This window comes from Dietzia sp. UBA5065, from assembly GCA_002415925.1.
In the GTDB taxonomy this organism is placed as follows: domain Bacteria; phylum Actinomycetota; class Actinomycetes; order Mycobacteriales; family Mycobacteriaceae; genus Dietzia.
In genome coordinates this window covers 13,412-13,737 of the sequence record DIAZ01000107.1, presented here as the reverse complement: position 1 = coordinate 13,737, position 326 = coordinate 13,412, and the positions used below count along the sequence as shown (strand labels likewise).

Here is a 326-nt window from a genome sequence, read left to right as displayed (position 1 = left end):
GCCCCGCGGTCCGGGTCTGGGCCGGCGGTGGCGAGTTCGACCAGCGCGTCCGCCCGGCGTTCGTCGGGGCTGCGATCGTCGGCGGCCGTGGCCGCCTCGTCGTCGTTCCCTCCCGGCCTGGACCAGGTGCCGGCTCCCGACATCTGGTCCAGCCGCTCCGCGAGGACCTCGGCACCCGCGGCGCTGAGGTTCGCGGAGACGGACGCCATGCCGTCGGGCGCCTTGCGGATCCACACGCCGCGGCCGCGGTGGGCCTCGCTCCGGCGCCGGCGCACCCCCTCCGGGTCGACCTGGCGCACGGCGCGGTCCATCATCCGGCGGAGTTG

At 77.6% G+C, this 326-nt stretch carries 1 protein-coding gene; it reads right to left on the bottom strand.

Annotated features, from left to right (window positions below; genetic code table 11):
* The coding region (locus tag B4M60_RS08230; protein ID WP_291082109.1) for a DUF222 domain-containing protein at positions 1-299 on the bottom strand (299 nt) is incomplete at its 3' end.
* Positions 300-326 lie beyond the last annotated feature (27 nt).